This window comes from Gemmiger formicilis, assembly GCF_024462815.1.
Classification (GTDB): domain Bacteria; phylum Bacillota; class Clostridia; order Oscillospirales; family Ruminococcaceae; genus Gemmiger.
On record NZ_JANGCG010000003.1, the window covers coordinates 149,096 to 171,995 of the forward strand.

A 22,900-nucleotide genomic window follows, 5' to 3' on the forward strand; every position below is an offset into this window, starting at 1 on the left:
CCATGAAGCAATTTCGTCCGCGGCTGTCGCGCCGTATGTTCTGGGTGCTGTGTGCGCTGCTGGTCTGCCTGCGTCTGGCGCTGGCGGGCTTTCAGCAGGCATACACCTGGGTGGGCGGTGCGCCGCTGGACGATGAGCTGATGTTCCGCGCCGCCAACAATATTTCAGCCGGGCAGTGGCTGGGCGCATATGACTATCTGACGCTGTCCAAGGCTATGTTTTTTCCGGTCTGGCTGGCGCTGCTCCATGCGCTGCATCTGCCGTATCTCGTCAGCGGCGCGGCGCTGTGGTGCGGGGCAAGCCTGCTGACGGCGTTTGCGTTTTCGCCGCTGTGGCGCAAAAAAGAGCTGGGTGTTGGCCGCGTGCTGACGCTGGCACTCTTTGCGGCGCTGGCCTTTCTGCCGTCAAGCTGGGCGGCTTACACGCTGCGCGTCTACCGGGACAATATCTTCCCGGCGCTCTGCCTGTACTTCTTTGCGGGTATGGCGGGCATGGCGCTGCGGGCGGTGCTGGAAACCGATAAGCCCCTCTGGCCGTGGCTGGCTGCGGCGGGGGCGGGCCTTGCCTGCGGGTATCTGGACCGCGAGGACGCCGGGCTGTTCCTGCTGCCCTTTGCCGCGGTGGCAACGGTCATCGTGGCCGTAGTGCTGGCGGGGACGCGCCGCTGGAAGGCGCTGGCCGCGCAGCTGATTCCGTATGTGATGCTCGGCGTGGGCGTGCTGACCTTCTGCACCCTCAACTACACCCACTACGGCGTGTTTGCGCTGTCGGATTTCTCCGCGGGCTCCTTCTCGGCCGCGATGGGCGCCATGATGCGGGTGGACACCGACAGCGATGCACCGTACCTCTCTGTGCCCGCCGATGCACGCGAAAAAATCTACGATGCTGTGCCGGAGCTGGAACCGCTGGCCTACTGGCTGGAGGAGGACGCCCAGCTGCAGAATGACTTCCGCGACCCCCGTCTGAACGACTACCGCGCGGGCAGCTTCTATTGGGCCATCCGCCGCGCCGCCCAGTTTGAGGGCGTCTACGCCGATGCCAAAACGGCAGACGCCTACTGGCAGACGGTGGCCGACAAAATAAACGCTGCCTGTGACGCGGGTACGCTGCCCAGCCGCACCGGAAAGCGCGCCGCAACCAGCCAGCCAATCAAGGCCGCGTACGTTCCGGCAACGCTGGCCGAAACGTGGAAAGGCTTCTGGCACGTTCTGCGGCTCCGCGATTGTGCGCCCTATGAGGCGCTGCGCTCCATCGGCACCGAGGAGGACATTGCGCAGTGGTCGGCCTATCTGCACTGCGGCTTCAACAGCGCCGCCAATGTGGGGGAGGACACGCCCTACTACAGCCCCTACCAGAAGGCCGCTTTTGCCGTGATGCAGGGCTGGGCGTGGGCGTACAGTGTCCTGCTGATTCTGGGCGTGCTGGGCGCACTGTTCTTCCATCTGACAGAGCTTTTGCCGCAGATACGCAAAAAATGCACGGCAGAAACCATTGTGCCGTGGCTTTTGCTGTTCGGCATTTTCGGTATGGCGCTGCTGCGCTGTGCCATGATTGCCTTTGTCGAGGTGTCCAGCTTCGGCATCGGCACCAGCACAATGTACCTGTCCACGGTGCATCCGCTGCTGGTTGTTTACGCATTTGTCGGGCTGCTTTTGTACGGCAGACCGCTGAAAAGAAAGGATACCCCATGACGGATTTACTGGTCATCGGCGGCGGTGCAGCCGGGCTGATGGCGGCTGGTGCAGCCTGCGCCCGCGGGCTGACCGTGACGGTGCTGGAGCACAACCCCAAGGGCCCCGGTCAGAAGCTGCTTATCACAGGAAAAGGACGTTGCAACGTCACAAGCGACAGCGATGTGCGGGAATTTCTGCCCTATGTGCGGCACAATGGACGTTTTTTGTATTCCAGCCTGTATGCCTTTCCGCCGGCGGCGGCCATGGAGCTGTTTGAATCGCTCGGTGTGCCGCTGAAAACCGAGCGCGGGCGGCGGGTGTTCCCCCAGAGCGACCGCGCCGCGGATGTGCTGGCGGCGCTGCGGGACTACGCCCATGATGCAGAATTTGTGCGCGGCAGTGCGAAAAAACTCATTATAGAGGATGGCGTCTGCAAGGGGGCCGTCACCGACCGGGGCGAGACGCTGCGGGCTAACAGCACCCTGCTTGCCACCGGTGGCATCAGCTACCCGGCCACCGGCAGTGACGGCAGCGGCTACAAGCTGGCGCGGCAGGCGGGGCACACCATCGTAACGCCCCAGCCCAGCCTGTGCAGTCTGGTAAGCCCAGACCCGGCGTGCTGCAGGATGATGGGGCTCTCGCTGCGCAATGTGCGGCTGACGCTGCTCTGTGACGGCAAGCCGCTGTTCAGTGAGCAGGGCGAGGCGCTGTTTACCCATTTCGGGCTGTCCGGGCCGCTGGTGCTGTCCGCCAGTACCTACATTGAGGACATTGCCAAGCATGAGTATGTCTGTGAGTTTGACCTAAAGCCGTCTCTTGATGAAAAGACGCTCTACGACCGCCTGACCCGGGATTTTGCCGCGCTGGGCAGCCACAGCGCGCAGGGGGCGCTGGCCAAGCTGCTGCCCAATTCCATGCGGCCGGTGGCTGTGGAAAAATGGGGCGTGGACCCCGCCGCGAAGGCTGCACAAATTACCCGCGAGCAGAAGCAGGCACTGGTGAACCTGTGCAAGCACTGGTCTGTGCGGGTGACGGCGCTGGGCGACAAGGAGCACGCGGTTATCACAGCGGGCGGCGTTGACGTGCGCGAGGTTGACCCCAAGACAATGGCCAGCAAGCGCTGCGAGGGCCTGTATTTTGCCGGTGAGATCCTGGACGTGGACGCCCGGACCGGCGGGTACAATCTGCAGATTGCCTGGGCCACGGCGCAGGCCGCAGCAAAGGCAGCCGCGGGCTGCAAATAAAAATAATAAAGAATAAATAATAAATATGTTGTTCCCGCCATCGGGCGGGAACAACACCGCATTTATTATTTCTTATTTTTTATTTATTATTTATAAAAAGGGTGATATATATGGTTTCCATCGCAATCGACGGGCCCTCCGGGGCCGGTAAATCCAGTCTGGCCAAGGCGCTGGCCAAGGATATGGGCTATGTCTATGTTGACACCGGCGCTATGTACCGTTCCATCGGCCTGTACGCCGTGCGTGCGGGCGTGGACCCCCATGATGCCGCTGCCGTGACTGCGCTGCTGCCGGAGATTCAGCTGGACATCCGTCTGGAGGACGGCACGCAGCACATCTACTTGAACGGCGAGGACGTCAGCACGGCCATCCGCGCCGAGAACATCGGCATGGCGGCCTCCGCGGTGGCGGCCCATCCGGCTGTGCGCAGTTTCCTGCTGGACACCCAGCGCGGACTGGCCGAAAGCCAGAACATCCTGATGGATGGCCGCGACATCGGCACTGTGGTGCTGCCCAATGCCACTGTCAAGATTTTCCTGACGGCGAGCGCTGAGGCCCGCGCTGAGCGCCGCGCCAAGGAGCTGGCTGAAAAGGGCCAGCCTGCGGATTTCGCCACCGTGCTGGCGGACATCCAGCAGCGCGACTATCAGGACAGCCACCGCGCTGTGGCCCCGCTGAAGCAGGCCGAGGATGCCATTCTGGTGGACACCAGCAGCATCGGCCTGCAGGAGAGCTTTGACCTACTGAAACGCACGATTCTTGCGCATATCTGAGGGGGGCTGCTTATGCTTTTGTATTGGATTTTGCTGCCCATCATCTGGGTGCTGGCACATATTCTCTGGCGGTTTGAGGTCATCGGCCGCGAGAATCTGAAGACCGTCCGCGATGGACGCGCCTATGTCATCGCACCCAACCACATCGCCAATCTGGACCCTGTTTTTATCGCTATTACGGTGTTTGACTGGAAACGCCTGCGTATTCTGGCCAAGGAGGAGCTGTTTAAAAATCCGTTGGCAGGCTGGTTCCTGCGCTGTATGGGCGCGGTTGCCATCGAGCGCGGCCGCGGTGACACCACCACGGTGGAGCAGCTGACCAACGAGTGCAAGAACGGTACGGGCATCATGATCTTCCCCGAGGGCACCCGCACCAAAACCGGCAAGCTGGGCATGATTAAAAGCGGTGCCTTCGTCATTGCCGCCGCCGCGGGCGCGGATATGCTGCCGGTGCGCATCATCTACGGCAGCAAGGATGGCCGGATGCACCTGTTCTGCAAAATCCGCATTGTGTTCGGCACGCCCATCCCCGCCGCTGAATTGCAGATTCAGGACCAGAGCCACAAGATGGCCGAGCTGCGCCGCATGAAGAACCGCCTGCGGGACGAGCTGGAGCAGCTGTTGGCCGACAACGCCTTTGCGGCCCCCGCCGTGGAGGCCGCCCCGGAGCAGCCGCAGCTGCCGGAAGGAGACCAATAAATATGGAAATCATTCGTGCCAAAACAGCGGGCTTCTGCTTCGGTGTGGACCGTGCGGTCAAGCTGACCTACGATTTATTGGCGCAGGGACGCAAAGTTGCCGCCCTCGGCCCGCTGATTCACAACGCACAGGTGGTGGCGGATCTCGAGGCCAAGGGCGCAGTGACCTGCCCGGACATTGACGCCGTGCCCGATGGGTACGAGGTCATCATCCGCAGTCACGGCGTGCCCAGAGCTGTCTATGACAAAATAAGCACACGCCGCCTGGAGTATCACGATGCTACCTGCCCGTTTGTTGCAAAAATCCATAAAATTGCAATGGAAGCGGACAAAATCGGTGCGCTTTTGCTGGTTGCAGGTGATGCAGACCACCCCGAGGTACAGGGAATTGTAGGCCATACAACAGGCCCTGTGAAGGTTTTTGCCAATTTGGAGGAGCTGCAAAATTTGCTCCCTGCACTTTTGCAACAAGAATCCATCTACGTGGTCGCGCAAACAACTTTTCGGGTGGAAAGCTGGGAAAATTGCAAAGTTTTCTTAAAAAAAGAGTGTACAAAAGCCAAAATTTTTGATACAATATGTAATGCAACGTGGGCGAGGCAACAGGAAGCGGAAGACCTCAGCCAGAAATGCGACCGCATGGTCGTCATTGGTGGTCATCATTCTTCCAATACCCAAAAGCTGTTACAGGTCGCCGCGCGGCATACCAAGGCCATCAACGTCGAGACTGCTGATGAACTCGACCCCGCATGGCTTGCTGGTGCGGCGCGGGTGGGCGTGACAGCCGGGGCTTCAACGCCTTCGTCTATAATTGAGGAGGTACTTAACAGTATGAGCGAAGAAATCCGTGACGACATGAGCTTTGAGGAGATGCTGAATGCATCCGAGGCAAAGCCCCTGTACGCAGGCAAGATTGTAAAAGCCAAGGTCATCAGCGTTTCCCCGACGGAGTGCACCGTCGGTATCGATGGTTCCAAGCACACCGGCATTGTGCCCCTGCGCGAGATGAGCCATGATCCCAACGCCAAGATGGAAGACCTTGTTAAAGAGGGCGACGATCTGGATCTGGTGGTTGTCAAGACCAACGATCAGGAGGGTGTTGACACCCTGTCCCGCGTCCGTTTTGAGGCCCAGAAGGGCATGAAGGACGTCTCCGAGGCTGCCGAGAACGGCACCGTCATGGAAGGCGACGTCATGGAAGCCAACAAGGGCGGCGTTGTTGTCAATGTCAAGGGCGTCCGCGTCTTTGTTCCCCGTTCTCAGGCCACCATGCGCCGTGATGAGGACTACACCAAGCTGGTTGGCCAGCACGTGCAGCTGGTCATCACCGAGTGCGCCGGCCGCAAGATTGTCGGCTCCATCAACAAGGTCACCGCTGAGGCCAACAAGGCCAAGCGTGAGGAGTTCTGGGCCAATGTTGAGGTTGGCAAGCAGTACAAGGGCGTTGTCAAGAGCCTGACCTCCTACGGCGCCTTCGTTGACGTGGGCGGCGTTGATGGCCTGTGCCACATCAGCGAGCTGAGCTGGAACAACATCAAGCATCCTTCCGAGGTCGTGAAGGTTGGCGACGAGATCGAGGTCTACGTCAAGAGCTACGATCCCGAGAACCAGAAGGTTTCTCTGGGCTACAAGAAGGAAGAGGACAACCCCTGGGTCAAGCTGGAGAATGAGGTTCCCGTTGGCACCGAATTCACTGCTCCTGTTGTCTCCATCACCAAGTTCGGCGCTTTCGTCCGCATTATGCCGGGCATTGACGGTCTCGTTCACATCAGCGAGATCAGCAACGAGCGCGTGAACAAGGTTTCTGACGTGCTGAAGGTTGGCGATGAGGTCCGCGTTAAGCTGACCGCTGTCGACTTCGACCGCAAGCGCATCAGCCTGTCCATGAAGGCCTGCCTCGATGAGAACGGCGAGGACGCTGAATAATTTAGCTTGAGCAACCGTAAGGGGCCTGCCTGTTGTAACAGGCAGGCCCCTTTTTTCATAATCGCAAGCGGTACATCATGCAAAAACTTAAAGACTTTATCAAAAAATATTATGAGGGGCTGGCCTACCTGTTCTTCGGCGGGCTAGCCACGCTGCTGAACCTTGTTGTCTTTGCGGCGTTTCAGGCGGCGTTTGGCACGGCGTTTGCGGCGGGCATCGGCAACGTTCTGGACAACATCATCTGCATCCTGTTCGCCTACTGGACAAACCGCACGTTCGTGTTCAAAAGCACCAACACCGGCAAGGCAATACTGGCAGAGTTCGGCCAGTTCGTCTCCTGCCGCATCGCCACAATGGTCATGGATCAGGTCATCATCTGGCTGGGCATCAGCGTGCTGGGACCGGTGGTCAGCTTCTCTTCGGCCAACCCGCAGCTATGGGCCATGGGCGTCAAGCTGTTCAGCCAGGTTATCGTCATTGTGTCCAACTATGTGTTCAGCAAATTGTTGATCTTTAAAAAGAAGTGAGCGCATATCCCGGAAAGGAGCCGACCATGCTTGTTTTTAAAGTGGCAAAATTCGCACTCCGGCATCCGCTGCTGACCCATGGGGCCAAACAGCTGGTGCACAAAAAATTACGTCCCAAAAAGGAGGCATCCCCTATGAAACAGAAAGTTCGCGGACACGCATTCCGTCTGGTGGGGCTGATTCTGGGCATCATCGGTGCCACGGTCAGCATCACCTCCATCGTTTTTGCGGCACTGGGCCTGCATCAGGCACGCCTGTGCAAGCATTGTGAGAAAGGGGAAAATTTCCGATGAAATACACAAAGGAAGAAATGCTGAGCAAGGTTGACCATACCCTGCTCAAGCCGGAGGCCACCTGGCCCCAGATTCAGACCCTGTGCGATGAGGCCATCGCCAACCATTGCGCCTCTGTCTGCATCAACACCTGCTATGTCAAGCAGGCGGCGCAGTATATGGCGGGCCGCGTGCCGGTCTGCTGCGTGGTCGGCTTCCCCCTCGGCGCTATGGACACCGCCAGCAAGGCTTTTGAGGCCAAGACCGCGGTGGAAAACGGCGCGTCCGAGGTCGATATGGTCATCAACATTGGCTGGCTGAAGAACAAGCAGTATGACGATGTGCGCAATGACATTGCCGCCGTCAAGGCTGCCGTGGGCGACAAGGTACTGAAGGTTATCATCGAGACCTGCCTGCTGACCGAGGAGGAGAAAATCAAGATGTGCGACATCGTGCCCGAGGCCGGTGCCGATTTCATCAAGACCTCCACCGGTTTCTCCACCGGCGGCGCCACCTTCCATGACATTGAGCTGTTTGCCCAGCACGTCAGGGGCCGCTGCAAGATTAAGGCTGCGGGCGGTATCTCCACCGTGGAGGACATCGAGAAGTTCCTCGATTTGGGCGCAGACCGTCTGGGAACCTCCCGCGCTGTCAAGCTGCTCACCTCCGGCGAGGCGGGAAGCGGGTACTAAAAAGTACAGGAGTACGGGCGTTCCTTCTTTGCAAAGAAGGAACCGAAGAAATTCCAAACATATTGGGCGCTGCTGTCGCAAGACGGCGGCGCCTTTTGCTGTGGCAGTTATCGCTCCCCAGTGCGGCGCATACCATTATAAACCGGAAAAGGGGGCGTAGCTATGCAAACTTCACCACTTGTACTTACCACGCTGGCGGGGCTGTCCACAGGGCTGGGCGGGCTGCTGGCGGTGCTCTGCACACCGACCGAGGGGCTTCTCGCCGCCAGTGCGGGCTTTGCAGGCGGCGTTATGTTGACGGCATCACTGGCCGATTTGATGCCGGAGGCACTCGCGTTTTACGGCGGGTATCTGTCGCCGCTGGCCTGCGGCGGGGCGGTTGTGTCCCTGCTGGCGCTGGGTATGGTGGCGGCGGGGCTGCTGGGGCGGCTGCTCCCGGACGAGGCGGCGCTGGCCGCCCGGCTGGATTCCGCCGCTGACCCGGCGCGTGCGGCGGCGCTGCGCACGGCGCTTGTCACAGGGGCGGCGCTGCTGCTGCACAATTTCCCGGAGGGCGTTCTCACCTTTTTTGCGGGAACGGCTGACCCTGCGTTAGGTCTGCGCACCGCGGCGGCAATCGCCCTGCACAACATCCCCGAGGGGCTGGCTGTGGCCGTGCCCTTTGCCTACGCCGCCCGCAGCCGCACAGTGGGCGCAGCGGCGGCGCTTGTCTCCGGGCTGGCTGAGCCCTTGGGCGCGGTGCTGGCGTGGCTGGCCCTGCGGCAGCTGTTTACACAGGGCTTTTTGAATGGCACGGTCGTGCTGGCGGCGGGCGTTATGGTCTGGGTTGCGTTGGCCCAGCTGCTGCCCGGCGCGTTTGCACCCCGGCACCGCACCGCCGGTATTCTGGGCGCTTCGTCCGGCTGCCTGCTCATGCTATTGGGCATTGCGGCGCTGCCGTAAATGTGGTATACTATATTCGTATAACTGTCTGGGCAGGGACGCTGCCCACCCTGTGTGAAATTGTATTCCGGAAAGGAGTGGCCCGATATGTGGAAAAAGAGTACGGCGCTGCTCCTTGCGGTGTCGCTGCTGGCTGGGTGCAGCGCGGTGGGGGATGTGGAAACCCTCCTGCGCGCCCCGCAGCTTTCCGGCGAGAGCGCAGCCCTGCAGAAGGCGCTGAACAGCTTCCTGGGCAGCAGCGCAACCCTGAAATTCCCCGCCAGCGGTGATTTCCTCTCGCCCTTCGCCTTCGGCGATTGGGACGGCGACGGCATCGACGAGGCGGCGATTCTCTACACCACCGACACCACCAGTTCCAACGTCTGGCTGGCGGTGCTGGAGCCCACCGGCGAGAACAGCTGGCGCGTCAGCCGCGCTGTGGAGGGCCTGACCGGCGAGGTGCAGAGCTTCTCGGCCGCGCACCTCAAGGACACCACCAGCCAGCAGCTGCTGGCCGGGTACATCTCGCCGCAGGGCGACCAGTATCTGGTTGTCTACCAATATGACGGTGATACGTTATCCACAGTCATCAGCAAGAGCTACACCGATATGATTGTGGCGGATTTCACCGGCAAGGGGGACACGCAGGATCTGGTGCTGGCCTTGCCGCCGGACACCGAGCTGGGCGGCGTCACCCTGCAGCTGCTGACCGCCAACGATGGCGAGTTCCGTTCCACCCAGACGCTGAATCTGGGTGAGGGCGTCTACAGCAGCTGCGCGGCGCTGCACGCGGGTGTGGGCAGTGACGATGGTATGTATCTGGTGATGGATGCCTGGACCGGGACAAGCAGTCTGGTGTCCGACATTATTCTGTATGACCCGGAAACCGGCTTTTTGCAGCCGTACCGCCCGAGCGGCATGAGCGATATTCAGCGCAGCACCCTGCGGTATCACGCGGATTTGCGCAGCTTTGACATAGACGGCAACGGCACCGTGGACATTCCTGCCGAAATTGACGACGGCGGCACCCTGCAGACGCCGATGGACAAGCGGCTGAGCTTTGTGCTGTGGAAGGATTACACCACGCCCACCGGCGGCAACAGCCGGTTTGGCCTTTATGACAGCGAGTATAACCTGTTTATGCAGCTGCCGGAGTCGATGCACGGCAGCGTGCTGGTGCACTCTAACCAAAGCGGCACCGGTTGGCTGATTTGCAACGCCGAGGGCACAACGGTCTACTGCGAAATGCGGGTGGTTGACCCCGCCGACAACGCAGCCACCGGCACCGGCAACTATCTGCGCATTGCCAACATCGGCAGCCAGCAGCTGCAGGCACGTATTGTCACGCCGTATTACGGCTTGAGTCTCGATTCCATCAGCCAGAACACTGTGCTGCTGGGGTCAAATTGATAAAGAAGGGAAAGGCTTATGAAACGAGTTTTGGTAGTCGAGGACGAAGCCAGCATCCGCGAAATGGTAGCCCTGAACCTGAAAATGGCGGGCTTGGAGGTCATCGAGGCCCCCAGCGCCGAGCGTGCGCTGGAACTGATGCATGAGGAAAAGCCCTGCGATGCGGCACTGCTGGACATTATGCTGCCGGGTATGGACGGCCTGAGCCTGTGCGAGACCATCCGCCGCGATGACAGCGATATTGGCATTATCATCGTGTCGGCCAAGGGGCAGGAGAGCGATAAAATCCGCGGGCTGTCCATCGGCGCGGATGATTACATCACCAAGCCCTTCTCGGTGTCGGAGTTGATTGCCCGGCTGGAAGCGCTGACCCGCCGCATCCACCGCGGCGGCAGCAACGCGGCCAAGCCTGCCGAGGAGCCCGAGCAGCTGGTCAGCGGGCCGTTTGTGCTGGACGAAAAGAGCCGTATTCTGTACAAGTCCGGCACCCCCATCGACCTCACGCAGGTCGAGTTCCAGATTATGGAGCTGTTCTTCCGCAACCCGGCCACGGCGCTGGTGCGTGAGAAAATTCTGGAGGGCGTCTGGGGTAAGAACTATTTTGGCGATGTGAAAATTGTGGATGTCAACATCCGCCGCCTGCGCATGAAGATTGAGGACGAGCCCAGCAGCCCCCAGCACATTCTGACCGTGTGGGGCTATGGCTACCGCTGGAACGCATAACCGGCGGGATTGCAATTTGACGCTGTACAGTACATTTGTGGGAAGGAGGGGCTTTTCATGCAGTCAGGCAGCATCATCCGCCGCTGGATACGCGGCAGCCTGCTGATTACAGTGCTGGTGCTTGTGCTGGCGGAGGGGCTCTTTCTCTACTACAGCTACAATGACCTGTACGGCGGTGTGGAGCGCGCGGTCGAGAACCGGTTTTCCACCGTGGTGGGCCGTCTGCAGGCCACCGGCACGGCGGGCAACACCGCTACCACCGCCGAAAGCCGCGCCAACGTCCTGCGCCGCGTGGTGGAGCAGTTTGACGAAAAGGATAAATTTGAATTTATGCTGCTGGATGGGCAGGGCGTGATACTGGCCACCAGCAGCGGCACGATGAATCGCGACCTGACGGACGGCACCGACTATGGCCGTGCGTTGAGCACCGCCGACGGCCTTGGCTCGGCTATCTTTACCACGCCGCAGGGCGAGCGCGTTATGGCCGTGACCATGTTGGTGCCCTACGCCGCGGGCAGCATTGCCGCCATGCGGATGGTCACCAGCCTATCGCTGGTGGACACCCAGTGGTGGCGCACCGTGGCGGTCTGTGCCGGGCTGGGAGTGCTGGTGCTGGCTTTTACCGTGTGGAGCGGCCTGTTTTTTGTGCGCTCCATCGTGCGCCCGCTGGGCGAGGTGGAGGCCACCGCAACCAAAATCGCCAAGGGCGATATGAAAGTCCGCCTGCCGGATGCCCCCTACGATGATGAAATCGGCCGTCTGTGCAAGACCATCAACCAGATGGCGGAGGATTTGGCCGAGACGGAACGGCTTAAAAATGAGTTTATCTCCTCGGTCAGCCATGAGCTGCGCACGCCGCTGACCTCCATCAAGGGTTGGGTCGAAACTATCAGCAATATTGACGACCCAACGAACGAAAACTACCGCCGCGGACTGTCGGTCATCGGCACCGAGACCGACCGGCTCTACACGATGGTGGAGGAACTGCTGGATTTTTCCCGCCTGCAGAATGGCATCAAGATGAACTGTCAGGTGCTGGATCTGGTGGCCGAGGCCACCGATGCCGCCCTGTTTGTGGAGGCGCGGATTCAGCAGGAGGGAATGCAGCTGGTCTACGCCGAGCCGCCGGATCCCTACCCGGTGTGGGCAGACCCGGCGCGGCTGCGGCAGGTATTTGTAAATTTGTTCGATAACGCGATAAAATATTCTGAGCCGGGCGGCACCATCTTCCTGACGCTGCGCCGCGGGCCCGACACGGTCAGCGCGTCTATCCGCGACCAAGGGCGCGGCATTGCCCCGGATGACCTTGAAAAAGTCAAGCAGAAATTCTTCAAGGCGAAGAACTCGGTGCGCGGCTCCGGCATTGGTCTGGCGGTTGTGGATGAAATTGTCCAGACGCTGGGTGGCCGGTTTGAGATTGCCTCCACGCTGGGGCAGGGAACCACCGTGACCGTCACGCTGCCCATCTACCACCCCGGGCAGGAGCATCTGCACGAAAAAATATAACGCCCAGCCGCACAAAAAGCGCGGCGCGGCGCTGAAAAAGGAGAATACCTATGTCCAAAGAATTCCGCACCTCTGTGGGTGGACAGGCCCTGATGGAGGGCATTATGATGCGCGGGCCGGAAAAAATCTGCTGTGCCGTGCGCAAGCCGGACGGCACGATCGATTTAAGCTATGACACGGTCACCACCCATTGGTACAACCGTATTCCGCTGGTGCGCGGCGTCTGCAATATGGCGGAAAACCTCTATAAGGGCTACAAATACCTGATGCACGCCGCCGATATTGCAATGGAGGGCGAGACCGAGCCTGCTGAGTCTAAGCTGGACAAATGGTTCGAGGAGCACGCCACCCCCGCGGTGCAGAACGCGCTGATGGCCTGCGCGGCCTTTGCGGGCGTGCTGCTGGCGCTCTTTCTGTTCACCTTCCTGCCCACCTTTCTGACCGGCCTTGTTATGAAGGCTGTGCCCCTTGGCCGGTGGCCGCGGGTCATTCTGGAAGGTGTGCTGAAGATGGCCATTTTTCTGGGGTATATGTTCCTCTGCACCCGGTTCAAGGAGCTGCACCGCGTGTTTGAGTACCACGGCGCCGAGCATAAGACCATCGCCTGCTATGAGGCAGGCCTGCCGCTGACCGTGGAAAATATCCGCAAACAGAGCCGGTTCCACCCGCGCTGCGGCACCAGCTTTATGATTCTGGTAATCATTATCAGCATCTTTTTGTACGCGGTGCTGCCGTGGACCAGCACGGCCCTGCGCGTGGTGTATAAGCTCTGTATGTTCCCAATTCTTGTTGGTATATCGTATGAAATTTTAAAATGGGCAGGCCGTTCCCACAGTACGCTGGCAAAGCTCGTCTCCCAGCCGGGGCTGTGGATGCAGCGCCTGACAACCTTTGAGCCGGATGACTCGATGATTGAGGTTGCCATTGCTGCCGTGACCCCCGTACTGCCCGAAAATCAGGAGGATGCCCGCTGGTGAATACTGCCTATCAGAATCTTTGCGCCCGGCTGATGATGGCCGGTGTACCCGATGCCCGCTTTGACGCGGCGCAGCTTTATCAATTTGCCACCGGCCGCGACCCGCGGCTGGACGATGGCCCCACCCCCGCCGAGGCCTCGCGTCTGGCCGTTCTGGCCGAGCGCCGCGCCGCCCGCGAGCCGCTGCAGTATCTGCTGGGCGAGTGGGACTTTATGGACTTTACGCTCAAGGTGGGCCGCGGCGTGCTCTGCCCCCGCGCCGACAGCGAGGTTGTCTGCGAGACAGCCATTGAGCTTCTGCAGGAGGTGCCTGCCCCCACGGTCTATGACCTCTGCGCGGGCACGGGCTGTCTGGGCATCGGCATTGCAAAGCATCTGCCCGAGGCCAAGGTGACCTGCGTGGAAAAAAGCGCCGACGCATGGCCCTACCTGACCGCCAACGTGTCCGGAACCGGCGTGCAGGCGGTGCAGAATGACATCCTTACCTATTATAAATCACTGCCCGCCGGTGAGGCGGATTTGATTATCTCCAACCCGCCCTATCTGACCGCGCAGGAGATGGCCAGTCTGATGCCCGAAACCGCTAAGGAGCCTACTGTGGCGCTGGACGGCGGCGCGGACGGACTGGATTTCTACCGCGTTCTGACGGCCAACTACCGTGACGCGCTGCGCCCGGGCGGCTGGCTGGTGTTGGAAATCGGCTACGCGCAGGCGGAGGACGTGCTGGCGCTGGGTGCGGCCCACCACTGGGTCAACGGCAGCTGCCGCAAGGACTGCGGCGGCAATGACCGCGTTATTTTGCTGCAAAAACCCGAAAAAATTAGTTGAAAATCCGATTTATAGGACAAAAAACGCACAACAAAATGTTGTAATTTGTTTGTGAATCGTATATAATAGACACAAACGCAAATCATAACCCTATGGTTGAGATAAAAGGAGACGCAACATGGCAGCAAAAAAAGATACTACCCCCAAGACGGCAGGCCCTGCCGCCGATAAGAAGGCCGCGCTGGAAACCGCGCTGGCACAGATTGAAAAGCAGTTCGGCAAGGGTGCCGTTATGAAGCTGGGTGCCAATGTCACGATGCAGGTCGATGCCATCCCCACCGGCAGCCTGGGCCTTGATCTGGCACTGGGCATCGGCGGCGTGCCCCGCGGCCGTATTGTCGAGGTCTACGGCCCCGAATCCTCCGGCAAAACCACGCTGGCCCTGCAGATTCTGGCCGAGGCACAGAAGATGGGCGGCGAGGTCGCCTTCATCGACGTTGAGCACGCGCTGGACCCGACCTATGCCGCCGCGCTCGGCGTTGACATCGACAGCCTGCTGGTCAGCCAGCCCGACACCGGCGAGCAGGCCATGGAAATCTGTGAGGCGCTTGTGCGCTCCGGCGCGATTGACGCCGTGGTTGTCGACTCCGTGGCCGCTATGGTGCCCCGTGCCGAGATTGAGGGCGAGATGGGCGACAGCCACGTCGGCCTGCAGGCCCGCCTGATGAGCCAGGCTCTGCGCAAGCTGACCGGCGTTATCGGCAAGACGAACACGGTCTGCATCTTCATCAACCAGCTGCGTGAGAAGGTGGGCATTGTCTACGGCAACCCCGAGGTCACCACCGGCGGCCGTGCGCTGAAGTATTACTCCAGCGTGCGTATCGACGTGCGCCGTATCGAGGGTCTGAAGGACTCCACCGGTGCCTTCATCGGCAACCGCACCCGCGCAAAAATTGTCAAGAACAAGGTTGCACCGCCGTTCCGTGAGGCAGAGTTTGATATTATGTTCGGCGAGGGCATCTCCAAAATCGGTGAGATTCTGGATTTGGGCGTCAAGCTGGGCGTTGTGCAGAAGAGCGGTGCGTGGTTCAACTACGGCGAAATGCGCCTGGGCCAGGGCCGCGACAATGCCAAGATTTTCCTGAAGGAGCACCCCGAGGTCTCCGCTGAAATTGAGAAAATTGTGCGTGCCAACGCAGACCGCCTGCTGGCCGCCGGCAAGAAGGGCACCGTGAAGCCGCTGGACCCCAGCGAAATCGTCAAGCCCGTGGCCGAGGGTGAGGCCCCGGCTGCCCCCGCCGCCAAGACCACCGGCAGCGAGGTTGACCTCGATATCATGGTCGACGAATAAGCAATGGCACGGCTGACCCAGATTAAAGAGACAAAAAAAGGCCGTCTTGCGCTGTTTTTTGACGGCGAGTTCGCCTTCTCTCTGGATGAGGACACCTTTGCGGATGCAGGGCTTCATCAGGATGACGAACTGGAGGACTGGCAGATTGAGGAGCTGCGCAAAAAGAGCGAGACCCGCCGCGCACTGGACAAGGCGATGGACTATCTTTCGCTGCGCGACCACGCGGCAGGGGAGCTCTACCAGAAGCTCTGCCGCAAGTTTGACGCCCACAGCGCCGCCTACGCCGTGGCGCGGGCGGGGGAGTTGGGCCTGCTGAACGATGCAGCCTTTGCCCGCCGCCGCGCCGCCGAGCTATTGCGCAAGCGGAAATCGCGCCGCGAAATTATGAATGACCTGAACGCCAAGGGCATTGACCGCGATACGGCCGCGGCCGCGATGGAGGAACTTTTTGCCGAGACCGAGGACGGCGAAAGCCCCGAGCTTGCCACGGCCCGCGCCCTTGTGGAGCGCCAGTATGCCGCCAAGCTGGCCGCCGGTAAGCGTGACCAGGTGGCGGCGGCGCTGGCCCGGCGCGGCTTCAGCCATGCGGTCATCCGCGAGGTGCTGGACAACGATAGCTTATAAAGCGCGTATCTACGCATAAATTTTACCGATTATAAAGGACTACATATGAAAATTGCGATTATCTCTCTCGGCTGCCCGAAAAATCAGGTGGACGCCGATGTGTTCTGCCACGCCCTCATCAAGGACGGCCACACCACCGTGGGTGACCCCGCCGAGGCAGACATTATCATCATCAACACCTGCGGCTTCATCGAGTCTGCCAAGACCGAGGCTATCGAGAACATCCTGATGGCCTGCCAGTACAAGCAGCAGAACCCGGACCTCAAGGTCATTGTCACCGGCTGTCTGGCAGAGCGCTACAAGCATCAGATTATGCAGGAGATCCCCGAGGTGGACGCCGTTGTGGGCATTGGCTCCAACGCTGCCTTGCCCGCCATTGTCCGCCGCCTCTGCGCGGACGGCGCAGGCCAGACCGAGAGCTACGGCCCCAAGAGCGATATGCAGCTGGGCGGTGCCCGCGTGATTTCCACCCCGCGCCACTACGCCTACCTGAAAATTGCCGAAGGCTGCAACAACGGCTGCTACTATTGCGCCATTCCGCTGATTCGCGGCGCACTGCGCAGCCGTGACATCAATGACTGCGTTGCCGAGGCCCGCTGGCTGGCAGGGGAGGGCGTGCGTGAGCTGATTCTGGTTGCGCAAGACCCCACCGCCTACGGCGAGGACTGGGGCAAGCCCGGTGCTATCTGTGAGCTGCTGGACAAGCTGCAGCAGGTGGACGGCATCCGCTGGATCCGGATTCTGTACGCCTACCCGGAGCGCATCAGCGATGCATTTATCGCCGCGATGGTCCGCAACACCAAGGTTGTGCCGTATCTCGATTTGCCGATTCAGCACTGCGATGATGCCGTGCTAAAGGCGATGAACCGCCGCGGCGGCCGCAAGGAAATTGAGGACGCCATTGCCCGCCTGCGGGCCGCTATCCCCGGCATCACGCTGCGCACCACCCTGATTGCAGGCTTCCCCGGCGAGACCGAGGAGCAGTATGCCGAGCTCTGCGACTTTGTCAAGACCGTCAAATTTGACCGTCTGGGCTGCTTTGCCTACTCGGCGGAGGAGAATACGGTTGCGGCCAGAATGCCCAATCAGATTGAGGACGAGGTCAAGCAGCGCCGCGCCGACCACATTATGGAGCTGCAGGCCGAGGTCAGCGCCGAGCGCGAGGGCGAGAAGGTGGGCCACACCTATGAGTGCATCTGCGACGGTGTTGATGACGAGACCGGTATGTACCTGCTGCGCACCAAGGCCGACTGCCCCGAGATTGACGGCAACGTGCTGACCCCCGCCGACACCCCGCTGGAGGAGGGCGCGTTCTACAACGTGACCGTGACCGATGCCGACACCTACGACCTGTACGGCTATGTGGAAGAGAAGCTGGAGGATTGATGTATGAATCTGCCCAATAAATTAACGATGCTGCGCGTTATTTTGGTACCCGTTTTTATGGTGTTTGCCGCTTACAGCTGCTACGGCACCGCCGATTTCAACCCCACATTCGCCCTGATCGCCGGGATTATCTTTGCCGTTGCCAGCTTTACCGACTTTTTGGACGGCTACCTGGCGCGCAAAAATAGCCTTGTCACCGATTTCGGCAAGTTTATGGACCCCTTGGCCGACAAATGCCTGACCACCGCCGCCTTTATCTATATGGTGGTGTGCGGCGTCTGCAGCCCCGTGGTGTTGGCGGTCATTCTGTTCCGCGAGTTCGCCGTGGCGGGGGTGCGTATGCTCGCCGCCGAAACCGGCACTGTCATCGCTGCCAATATGTGGGGCAAGGTCAAGACCGTTTTGCAGATGCTGACCGTGCTGTTCTACTACTTTGCCGCCGCGCTGGCAAGCCCCACCGACGTGATGGCCGTGGGGCTGATTACCGGGATTTTGTGCTGGCTGTGCGGCGCGGCCACTGTGCTTTCGGGCGGCATTTACCTGTGGCAGAACCGCAAGCTGTTTATGCAGGCAAAATAAACTTGCAACCCTGCCCCGCACTCGCTATAATAAGGGTAGGTCAATACCACACAATTCTAAGTGCCGATACGGCGAGCGAGGTGCGGCAGATGCTAAGCCAAAAGCGCAGATAATACTTTGTGTCTTATCGAGCATTTTGGCAACGCAGATGCCGTGCCGCAGCCGCCGGAGCGGTGCTTAAGCCGTCAGGCGGGAATTGTGCGGTGTTGCCATGGTATGACTGGGAAAGGAAGAAGCACTATGCAGATTTTTAATACAATGTCCCGCCAAAAAGAGGAATTTATCCCGCAGGTCCCCGGCGAGTACCGCATCTATGTCTGCGGCCCTACGGTTTATAACTATATCCACATCGGCAACGCCCGCCCCATGATTGTGTTTGACACGCTGCGCCGCTACCTGGAATACTGCGGCAACAAGGTTTTCTATGTCTCCAACATCACAGATATTGATGACAAGCTCATCAAGAAGGGCCAGGAGGAGGGCACCTCGATGCAGGAGGTTGCCCGCAAGTTTGAGGCCGAGTACATCAAGGATTCCGATGGTCTGAACGTCAAGGCACCCACCGTGCGCCCCCGCGCCACCGAGCATATCGGGGAAATTATCCACATCGTCAAAGACCTGGTCGATTCCGGCCACGCCTATGTGGCACGCAACGGCGACGTTTACTTCCGCGTCAAGTCCGACCCCGGCTACGGCAAGCTGAGCCATCTGAATCTGGACGATCTGGAAAGCGGCAACCGTACCCTGCGCAGCCAGATGGACGATGACCTGAAGGAGGACCCCGCGGATTTCGCAGTCTGGAAGGCCGCTAAACCCGGTGAGCCCTACTGGGAGAGCCCCTGGGGCCACGGCCGCCCCGGCTGGCACATTGAGTGCAGCGCTATGGCCCGCAAGCATCTGGGCAAGACCATTGATTTGCACGCCGGCGGTCAGGATTTGATTTTCCCCCACCACGAGAACGAGATTGCGCAGAGCGAGTGCGCCAACGGCTGCACCTTCAGCCGCTACTGGATGCACAACGGCTTCTTGAACATCAACAACGAGAAGATGTCCAAGAGTGCCAACAATTTCTTTACTGTGCGCGAGATTGCTGACAAGTACGGTTATGAGCCCATCCGCTACTTTATGCTGACGGCGGGCTACCGTATGCCGCTGAACTACACGGTGGAGCTAATTGAGAGCTGCAAGAGCAGCCTGGAGCGCCTGTACACCTGCCGTGACAACCTCGATTTTGCCATCGAGCATGCCCACGGCACCGACACCGCACTGGCAGAAAAGTGCGAGGAGGCGCGCAAAAAGTTCAAGACCGCGATGGATGATGACCTGAACACCCCCGATGCGCTGGCTGCAATCTTTGAGCTGGTCAAGGACATCAACACGCTGTCTGATGCCTCTGACAAGGCAACGCTGGAAACCGCCGCCAAAACCTTTGACGAGCTGACCGGTGTGCTGGGCCTTTTGTACAACCGCAAAAAGACCGACAGCATCCCCGCAGAGGTCACGGCACTGGTGGAGGAGCGCGCTGCTGCCAAGAAGGCCAAGGACTGGGGCCGCGCTGACGCCATCCGCGCCCAGCTGACTGAGATGGGCTGGAGTGTCACCGACACCGCACAGGGCCCGAAAATTGCAAAACTGTAATGAATAGTCAACGCAGGGACGGCCTGCGCAGCTGCGCATAGGCCGCGGCTGTGTGGGTCTGTCTCTGCGTTTTTTGTGTGAGTATGACGAACCAACGAACAAAAGTAAATCATAGCCTATGGCGGCTGCTGGGGCTTGCGCTGGCACTGCGCCTTGTGCTGGCCCTCTGCACGGACGGCTACCCCTATGATATGAGCTGCTTTGTGGCATGGGGCAATAAGCTGGCCGAGCAGGGGCCTGCCGCCTTTTACAGCGAGGGCTATTTTGCCGATTATCCGCCCGGCTACCTGTGGGTGCTGGGGCTGGTGGGGCTGCTGCGGGCCGCGCTGCATATCGCCTATGAATCGCCGTGGACCTATTTTCTGCTGGCGCTGGTGCCGTCCCTGTGTGACTGCACGGCGGCTGCGCTTGTCTACCGCACGGCACAGCGCGGCGCGATAGGGGAGCGTATGGCGCTGCTGCTGGCGGCGTTCACCGCCTTCAACCCGCTACTGCTCTATGATACCGGTGTCTGGAAGCAGATTGACGGCGCATTTGCGCTGCCGCTGCTGCTCTGCTTTTTGCTGCTGGAGCAGCGCCGCTACCTGCCCGCCGCTGTGCTGTTCGGTGTGGCGCTGGCCATCAAGCCGCAGGCGCTGCTCTTTGGCCCGGTGCTGGCCGTCTGCTTTCTGGCCGGTATTGCGCTGGAAAAGGACAAATACCGTGCGCTGGGGCGGTGCTTCGGCGGTGCAGCGCTGGCACTTGTGCCGCCGCTGGCCGCGGGGCTGCCGTTCTTCGGTGCGGTACAGCTTGTGCCCAAGCTGATAGAAAAGTACACAGGTACGATGTCCGGCTATCCTTATGCGTCCATCAATGCCTTCAACTGGCTGGCGGCGCTGGGTGGCAACTGGAAAGGCCTTGCGGATACAGCCCTGCTCGGCATAAGCTGGCAGCAGCTGGGCTGGGGCAACATTCTGCTGGTCACGGCAGGGCTTGTCTGGTTTGCGGTGCGCAGTGCGCAGGAGGGGCGGTTCTCGCCGCTGCTGCTGGCGGCGTATTACGGTGTGGGCGTTTTCACGCTGGCCCACTGTATGCACGAGCGCTATATGGTGCCCGGTGTGCTGCTGACTCTGCTGGCCGCGGCCCGCTGGAATGACATCCGCCTTTACGCAGCGGGGGTGGGGCTTTCGCTGACAGGGTTCATCAATCTGGCGGCGGTCTACAGCCTGACCGGCACTGAGGATGAGTGGCTGACCAGCGCGACAAGCTCCACCGTGGCCATACTGACCGGCCTTGCGGAGACGGTCTGCTTTGTGCTGCTGCTGTTTGCCGTCTGGGATATTGTCCGCCACGGCCACACGCTGCCTCTGCCGGAGCGCCGCCGCAGCGCTGTGCCGCAGGTGCCTGCGCCACAGCCGGGGTGGACCCGCCGCGAGGTCGGCACCATGCTGGCGCTGACGGCGGCCACGGCGGTGGTGAGCTTTGCCTATCTCGGCAGCTGCACCGCGCCGCAGAACCCGCTGGATGCTACTGACACCGTCCTGACCGAAACTGTGACGCTGGATGGCGACACGGAGGCCCTCTGGGTGTACCCGGGGGTGTCCTTCGGCGGCAGTGTAACGATAACAAATGAACAACACAACGATGTTTTCAAGAAGGAACTGAACTACGGCACCTGCTTCAGCTGGACGGCGGTGGACCTGCCGCTGACGGCGGGGCAGACGTTGACCATCACGGTGCGCAATGCCCAGCTGTTTGAGCTGGCCTTCCGCGGCGCGGATGGGGCGCTGGTGCCGGTGACAGGCGGCGGGGCGCTGTTTGATGAGCAAAACGCCGTGCCGGATGCCATCAGCCAGCTCAACAGTATGTATTTTGATGAAATCTACCACGGCCGCACCGGCTATGAGCAGCTGCACAAAATGCCGGTTTACGAGACCACCCACCCGCCGCTGGGCAAGGATTTCATCATGCTGGGCATTGCGCTGTTCGGTATGACGGCCTTTGGCTGGCGGTGTGCGGGCACGCTGTTCGGCGTGCTGCTGGTGCCGCTGGCGTGGTGCTTTGCGCGCCGCCTGACCCGCAAGCCGTGGGTGGCGGCCACGGCGGGGGTGCTGTTGGCGCTGGATTTTATGCGGTTCTCCCAGAGCCGCCTTGCCACCATTGATATTTACGGCACGTTTTTCATCCTGCTGGGCGCGTACTGTATGCTGTGGTACTGCCAGCGGGTGCTCACGGTGGGGGTCAACCATGCGCTGCTGCCTATGGCTTTGGGCGGTGTGGCGTTCGGTCTGGGGTGCGCGTCCAAGTGGACGGGCATCTACGCGGGCGTGGGGCTGGCCATTTTGTATCTGGGCGTTTTGTATCTGCGCTGGCGGCAGAACCAGCCCGGTTTCTGGGCGGAGTTCCGCACCGCAGCGGTGGGCGGCGTGCTGTTCTATGTGCTGCTGCCGCTGTGCATCTACATTGCGGCGTATCTGCCCTATTGGTGGCGCAACCCGGATTTCAGCCTTGCAGACTGGTGGCAGTGTCAGGTGTCGATGTTCAACTACCACGCCACCCTGCAGGCCACCCATCCGTTTGAAAGCCGCTGGTATACATGGCTGCTGGGCCTGCGCCCGGTGTGGTACTACCGCAATGCCTATCTGCCCTACGGCATGAAGGCCAGCATTGCGGGTATGGCCGGGCCGGTTATCTGTACGGTGGGGCTGGCGGCGCTGCTGGGGCTGTTGTGGCGTCAGGTCAGCGGCCGCGGCAGCCGTCAGGGACTCTGCGTGTTGATTTTGTACGGTACACAGCTGATTCCGTGGATGCGGGTCAGCCGGTGCACCTTCCTGTATCACTATTTCCCCAGCTCGGTGTTCTGTCTCGCGGCGCTGGCGCTGGTGCTGGCCCAGATGCGGAACGAGGCTCTTGCCAAACGCTTGGCTGCCGGCCTTTGCGCCGTGGCGGGTGTGCTGTTTGTGGTCTTTTATCCGGCTCTCTCCGGCCTGCCGATTCCCGACTGGTGGGCGGATGCACTGGAGATTCTGCCGAGCTTTGGATTTTATTGAGGGGAGTCTCCCGCAAAATGTTGCTGGCGAGTGACGCAGAGGGGTCAAGACCCCTCCCTACGGATAAGACGAAACGGCGGGATTGCCCGGTAATGGATGCTGGACGCAAGGCTGCGGGCCGCATATATGCGGCCCCTACGGAGCAGTAATTCTTGTGCCAGTCATAACAGTTTATCAAACAAGA

20 protein-coding genes are annotated in these 22,900 nt (G+C 60.4%); all 20 read left to right on the forward strand.

All coding sequences use genetic code 11. From position 1 onward, the window contains the following. Positions 1 to 2: 2 nt before the first annotated feature. On the forward strand, positions 3 to 1,691 hold the full coding sequence (locus NE623_RS04700) for a hypothetical protein (protein ID WP_256272579.1): 1,689 nt from the start codon (positions 3 to 5) through the stop codon (positions 1,689 to 1,691). Continuing rightward, positions 1,688 to 2,917: an NAD(P)/FAD-dependent oxidoreductase gene (locus NE623_RS04705; RefSeq protein WP_256272578.1), complete on the forward strand. Its 1,230-nt coding sequence runs from the start codon at positions 1,688 to 1,690 to the stop codon at positions 2,915 to 2,917. Before NE623_RS04700 ends, NE623_RS04705 begins: the two co-directional genes overlap by 4 nt. A gap of 110 nt (positions 2,918 to 3,027) precedes the next feature. Then, on the forward strand, positions 3,028 to 3,690 hold the full coding sequence (cmk, locus tag NE623_RS04710; RefSeq protein ID WP_256272577.1) for a (d)CMP kinase: 663 nt from the start codon (positions 3,028 to 3,030) through the stop codon (positions 3,688 to 3,690). Between the two features lie 12 nt (positions 3,691 to 3,702). Continuing rightward, positions 3,703 to 4,389 (forward strand): lysophospholipid acyltransferase family protein, encoded by a 687-nt coding sequence (locus NE623_RS04715; protein ID WP_256272576.1) that lies wholly within the window; start codon positions 3,703 to 3,705, stop codon positions 4,387 to 4,389. 2 nt (positions 4,390 to 4,391) lie between these two features. Beyond that, positions 4,392 to 6,314 carry a bifunctional 4-hydroxy-3-methylbut-2-enyl diphosphate reductase/30S ribosomal protein S1 gene (locus NE623_RS04720; RefSeq protein ID WP_256272575.1) on the forward strand — a complete coding sequence of 641 codons (1,923 nt, stop codon included), beginning with the start codon at positions 4,392 to 4,394 and terminating at the stop codon, positions 6,312 to 6,314. Between the two features lie 77 nt (positions 6,315 to 6,391). Beyond that, on the forward strand, positions 6,392 to 6,841 hold the full coding sequence (locus tag NE623_RS04725; protein ID WP_256272574.1) for a GtrA family protein: 450 nt from the start codon (positions 6,392 to 6,394) through the stop codon (positions 6,839 to 6,841). A gap of 134 nt (positions 6,842 to 6,975) precedes the next feature. Beyond that, positions 6,976 to 7,134: a hypothetical protein gene (locus NE623_RS04730; protein WP_187115943.1), complete on the forward strand. Its 159-nt coding sequence runs from the start codon at positions 6,976 to 6,978 to the stop codon at positions 7,132 to 7,134. Further along, the gene (gene deoC / locus NE623_RS04735) at positions 7,131 to 7,805 is read left to right on the forward strand and encodes a deoxyribose-phosphate aldolase (protein WP_256272573.1); all 675 of its coding nucleotides are present in this window, start codon (positions 7,131 to 7,133) and stop codon (positions 7,803 to 7,805) included. The genes NE623_RS04730 and deoC overlap by 4 nt, the downstream gene beginning before the upstream one ends. Positions 7,806 to 7,967: 162 nt before the next feature. Further along, positions 7,968 to 8,747 carry a ZIP family metal transporter gene (locus NE623_RS04740; RefSeq protein ID WP_256272572.1) on the forward strand — a complete coding sequence of 260 codons (780 nt, stop codon included), beginning with the start codon at positions 7,968 to 7,970 and terminating at the stop codon, positions 8,745 to 8,747. Between the two features lie 87 nt (positions 8,748 to 8,834). Then, positions 8,835 to 10,136 carry a hypothetical protein gene (locus tag NE623_RS04745; protein ID WP_256272571.1) on the forward strand — a complete coding sequence of 434 codons (1,302 nt, stop codon included), beginning with the start codon at positions 8,835 to 8,837 and terminating at the stop codon, positions 10,134 to 10,136. Between the two features lie 18 nt (positions 10,137 to 10,154). Beyond that, positions 10,155 to 10,859, forward strand: a complete 705-nt coding sequence (locus NE623_RS04750; RefSeq protein ID WP_256272570.1) for a response regulator transcription factor — start codon at positions 10,155 to 10,157, stop codon at positions 10,857 to 10,859. 57 nt (positions 10,860 to 10,916) lie between these two features. Further along, entirely contained in the window at positions 10,917 to 12,365 is a 1,449-nt protein-coding gene (locus tag NE623_RS04755) for a sensor histidine kinase (RefSeq protein ID WP_256272569.1), read from the forward strand. 50 nt (positions 12,366 to 12,415) lie between these two features. Continuing rightward, on the forward strand, positions 12,416 to 13,342 hold the full coding sequence (locus NE623_RS04760; protein WP_256272568.1) for a DUF1385 domain-containing protein: 927 nt from the start codon (positions 12,416 to 12,418) through the stop codon (positions 13,340 to 13,342). After that, on the forward strand, positions 13,339 to 14,169 hold the full coding sequence (gene prmC, locus NE623_RS04765) for a peptide chain release factor N(5)-glutamine methyltransferase (protein WP_256272567.1): 831 nt from the start codon (positions 13,339 to 13,341) through the stop codon (positions 14,167 to 14,169). The genes NE623_RS04760 and prmC overlap by 4 nt, the downstream gene beginning before the upstream one ends. 118 nt (positions 14,170 to 14,287) lie before the next feature. Further along, a complete protein-coding gene (recA, locus tag NE623_RS04770) occupies positions 14,288 to 15,460 on the forward strand; it encodes a recombinase RecA (RefSeq protein WP_256272566.1) in 1,173 nt (390 codons plus the stop codon). Between the two features lie 3 nt (positions 15,461 to 15,463). Beyond that, complete coding sequence (locus tag NE623_RS04775; RefSeq protein ID WP_256272565.1) at positions 15,464 to 16,084, forward strand: regulatory protein RecX; 621 nt, start codon at positions 15,464 to 15,466, stop codon at positions 16,082 to 16,084. Between the two features lie 45 nt (positions 16,085 to 16,129). Beyond that, positions 16,130 to 17,470 carry a 30S ribosomal protein S12 methylthiotransferase RimO gene (gene rimO, locus NE623_RS04780; RefSeq protein WP_256272564.1) on the forward strand — a complete coding sequence of 447 codons (1,341 nt, stop codon included), beginning with the start codon at positions 16,130 to 16,132 and terminating at the stop codon, positions 17,468 to 17,470. A gap of 3 nt (positions 17,471 to 17,473) precedes the next feature. Further along, a complete protein-coding gene (pgsA, locus tag NE623_RS04785; RefSeq protein WP_256272563.1) occupies positions 17,474 to 18,049 on the forward strand; it encodes a CDP-diacylglycerol--glycerol-3-phosphate 3-phosphatidyltransferase in 576 nt (191 codons plus the stop codon). Positions 18,050 to 18,289: 240 nt separating this feature from the next. After that, positions 18,290 to 19,687, forward strand: coding sequence for a cysteine--tRNA ligase (gene cysS / locus NE623_RS04790; protein WP_256272562.1), 1,398 nt, complete (start codon positions 18,290 to 18,292; stop codon positions 19,685 to 19,687). An 83-nt stretch (positions 19,688 to 19,770) separates the two neighbouring features. Then, the gene (locus tag NE623_RS04795) at positions 19,771 to 22,716 is read left to right on the forward strand and encodes a phospholipid carrier-dependent glycosyltransferase (protein WP_256272561.1); all 2,946 of its coding nucleotides are present in this window, start codon (positions 19,771 to 19,773) and stop codon (positions 22,714 to 22,716) included. Positions 22,717 to 22,900: the final 184 nt, after the last annotated feature.